The 3,081-nt window shown below is 44.8% G+C and carries 7 protein-coding genes and 1 pseudogene; 1 reads left to right on the top strand and 7 read right to left on the bottom strand.

Annotation, left to right across the window (positions count from 1 at the left end):
* Positions 1-123 precede the first annotated feature (123 nt).
* The 6 genes from QTN95_RS20060 to QTN95_RS20035 form a co-directional block, all read right to left on the bottom strand.
* The gene (locus tag QTN95_RS20060) at positions 124-354 is read right to left on the bottom strand and encodes a hypothetical protein (RefSeq protein ID WP_331418753.1); all 231 of its coding nucleotides are present in this window, start codon (positions 352-354) and stop codon (positions 124-126) included.
* Positions 355-611: 257 nt separating this feature from the next.
* Positions 612-905, bottom strand: a complete 294-nt coding sequence (locus QTN95_RS20055; protein ID WP_138971675.1) for a hypothetical protein — start codon at positions 903-905, stop codon at positions 612-614.
* Positions 902-1,069 carry a hypothetical protein gene (locus tag QTN95_RS20050; protein WP_331418751.1) on the bottom strand — a complete coding sequence of 56 codons (168 nt, stop codon included), beginning with the start codon at positions 1,067-1,069 and terminating at the stop codon, positions 902-904. The genes QTN95_RS20055 and QTN95_RS20050 overlap by 4 nt, the downstream gene beginning before the upstream one ends.
* Before the next feature lie 31 nt (positions 1,070-1,100).
* Positions 1,101-1,415, bottom strand: a complete 315-nt coding sequence (locus QTN95_RS20045) for a phage regulatory CII family protein (protein WP_331418749.1) — start codon at positions 1,413-1,415, stop codon at positions 1,101-1,103.
* Positions 1,416-1,478: 63 nt separating this feature from the next.
* Positions 1,479-1,610 (bottom strand): hypothetical protein, encoded by a 132-nt coding sequence (locus QTN95_RS20040; protein ID WP_331418748.1) that lies wholly within the window; start codon positions 1,608-1,610, stop codon positions 1,479-1,481.
* Entirely contained in the window at positions 1,607-2,026 is a 420-nt protein-coding gene (locus tag QTN95_RS20035; protein ID WP_331418747.1) for a pyocin activator PrtN family protein, read from the bottom strand. Before QTN95_RS20035 ends, QTN95_RS20040 begins: the two co-directional genes overlap by 4 nt.
* A gap of 194 nt (positions 2,027-2,220) precedes the next feature.
* On the opposite strand from QTN95_RS20035, the gene QTN95_RS20030 reads away from it, so the two are divergent.
* Positions 2,221-2,913 (top strand): helix-turn-helix domain-containing protein, encoded by a 693-nt coding sequence (locus tag QTN95_RS20030; protein WP_331418746.1) that lies wholly within the window; start codon positions 2,221-2,223, stop codon positions 2,911-2,913.
* Between the two features lie 32 nt (positions 2,914-2,945).
* Here QTN95_RS20030 and QTN95_RS20025 read toward each other — a convergent pair.
* Positions 2,946-3,081 (bottom strand): annotated as a pseudogene (locus QTN95_RS20025) (IS4 family transposase); the annotation flags it as partial.

Below are 3,081 nucleotides of genomic sequence, written 5' to 3'. Positions count from 1 at the left end.
ATTGGTAGAGAGAATCATGTAAGATATTGAGTTCGCGCATCTTGTTGTTTGGTTGTTGTTTTTTGGCGAAACCATTTGATCACATGACAAGATGTGCATCTACCTTAACTTGATGATTTTTATCTAAATCATCAGGGGATTCCTCAGCACGTAGCCACCAGACCTATGGTTGCTCAACCGATACTGCATATCTTTGGTGTTAACATACCCTTCATCATCACCTATGTAATGAAGACTAAGAAATTCAACCACTTTTAGATATAGCTCAGCCTGTTCAGGGTTGCTTTCTAGCCATTGTTTAGGCCTTGGTTTGTTCTCTAAATTCGTTGAGCGATCATCTTGCTTTATATGCATCACATATCCTTTGTAATTGGTTTTTTATATGAGTGAAGCGTAATATAAAACAAAGATTTATCGTATTGATGTCGATATATTCTTTGATGTGAATCAGATCCCCTTACACAACTTAGGTTGCAGGTCTGGATCTGGTGGCTGGCCCACGGTATAAATAATCTCTTCGACAGACGTTAGTGTGTTAAACCGCATTCAGGGCGGGCATTAGCATCAATTCTCTCCTCGGGCTGTACTCCATATCTTCACTCTTAATTACCTCAACTTGCCGAACTCACGTTGAAAGTGAAAATGTGCTCCTCTTTCAAGAACATCATTGCTTCCTGAAGGGTAGGGAAGAGCGCTAACTCCTTACCGTGCGATAGCAGATAGATGGCTTCACGGTGTGCCGGGCTAAACACCGAAATCGCCCAGCCTAAGAAGTCACCCTTGGTATCAGACTTAATGAACACGCAGGGAGGGTGGTGAACCACACTGTCTAATGCGCGAGCAACAGCGCAGAAATCCTTGGCCACCAAGCCTCGCTCGCTGGAATGTATTTTTGAAACTTTCATACCGCTGTAAGCTCCTGTGCATCCATTACAATGTAACCGCCAGCCTGTTCAACTGCCGACTCTAACGAGTCAAACTCGCCAAGCGGAGTGACTTCGGGTTCAAAGGTCTGGTTGTGGCGCTTGAGGGCGACATCACCAAATAAACGAAGGGCGAAATACTTCATGCTCGTTCCTCCATCTCTGATTGAAACTTATTTACGCCTGACCTCCGAGCGCGTTCTGCTGGCACTTATTGATGATTGAGTTTTTGGTAGTGTGAGGAAGCGTTCGGTCGCTGGCATTGTCTATCGCCAACTGCGAAATCTCCCCTGCGAGAATGGAGTTGTTTAGAGCGCGTTTAATGAAGCTTTCTGCCTTGCTACTTGGCGCAATATGAGCGGTAACCAGGTCAAGCTTGCGTAGCATATTTGCTCGTAGGCCATAGGTGTTGGCTATCTCTGTGAGCTCATTAAGGTGACGTTGGCGAAACAAGCTGCATGCCTCGTTGTACTTATGTTGTACATCCGCCAAAAAGACGCACATTGTTTGGTTTGCTTCTATATCAGATACTCTCTACAACGCGTAAGGGTTCAGTTAGCCGAGCGGTTCCATCGCTTCGCGGGCGGCGATTTCCGTCATCGCCACTATATTGATCAGCGTCTTATCTCTAGGGGGCGCTACCGCGACATACGGACAAGCGATGGTGGTCATGAGTGGTTGGTTCATAGTTCGTCCCTCTTACTTAATGGAACGGCATCATTCATTGCTTCCTTACCAAGCTCTTTCTTTACTTCTTTAAGGCGTTTTTTACGTTTATTGCGTCGGGCTTGCCTTTGATTTTGATGGAGCCATTGCCACTTCTGGACAATCTGCATCTCTTCATCGGAAAGTTTGCCTTGAATAGTGAACTCATGCTTGGCAGCGCGAATACGTAAATCAATCAGATCAGCGAGGTCATCAAGGTGAACCATAAACGGGCTGCGTTTGTGATCTTCCATTCGGAAAGTGGGAATTGGTAAAGATTGGCTGTTTGCTTTGCCATTGGCGGTTTCGGCGTTGATATGGAAGAACTCTTCGCAAATATCGCCCAACGCTACAATCGGTGTACCAAAACGAGCATGGAGTGCATATTTTGTATTCATAATCAGTGCCCTACATCACTACACGCCGAGACGAGCATGTGATACATTGGTGAATCAGTGTTAATCGGTCTAAAACCACATTAAGAATTGCTGTTTAAGTGGATTTTCTCGAATTATCTAGAGTTTTCTCGGATTTTGTTGGAATGATAGATCGGAATAATAAGATTGGTCAATGTCTGTTTTAAGGGTTTTTCGTGCGCGAATGGTTTAAAACTTCGGATTTACAGGGAATAGCTGGGTTTCCAACGACCCCTCAAGGTTTCAGTCAAAAAGCTAAAAAAGCTGATTGGATATCCCGCAGAGCTAGCGGAAGAGGCGCTGGGCTTGAATATCACATCTCAAATTTTGATGAAGAAGTGATTGCTGAACTACGCGCAAAGTATGGTGATGACGTTATTCCTGATAATGTGACGGAAATCGCAAACGTAAAAACCGTGAATGCCGTCTCTCAAATTGAAAATATGTGTGCTGTTCCCGTCTATAACGTCTATGCAGCCTGCGGTTTCAGTACATTGAACGATGCTGAGTTTCGACTTCGCACTGAGTTTCTCCCATGTGAATGGCTAAAGCGTTTCGGATTAACAGAAGAAACCGCCAGAATCATTATCTGTCACGGCGACTCAATGGACGATACCTTAAGTGATGGCGATGAGGTTCTTGTCGATATTCGAGGATCAGAACACCCAGTTAAGCACGGCGTGTACGTCGTTCGTATCGGTAAACATGTCTACATTAAACGTCTGAAGTACAACATTATGGCAGAAGGTTATGAAGTCATCTCAGACAACAAAGAAGAATATGATTCATTTATCGTGAACGAGGACAAACTCAACGAGTTTGCGGTGATAGGAAAAGTCGTCACCACCGTCATGAAGGCGGTGGTTTAGAAACGCAAAGGCGACCTTAGGGTTAACTCCTATCACTTAACGTGTTTGGAACGAACTGGATAGCGAGTCTTATTCATACGAACGGTCCTTGATTTGGGCCGTTTTTTTCGCTCTGGCAGAATGTAGCGCTTCACTCGCTCTCGCATCGCCCTTAACTTTTTAGGGATC

The sequence above is a fragment of the Vibrio sp. M260112 genome (genome assembly GCF_036533775.1).
In the GTDB taxonomy this organism is placed as follows: Bacteria; Pseudomonadota; Gammaproteobacteria; order Enterobacterales; family Vibrionaceae; genus Vibrio.
The sequence above is the reverse complement of the archived record's forward strand: the minus strand, read 5'-3'. Positions and strand labels throughout refer to the sequence as shown.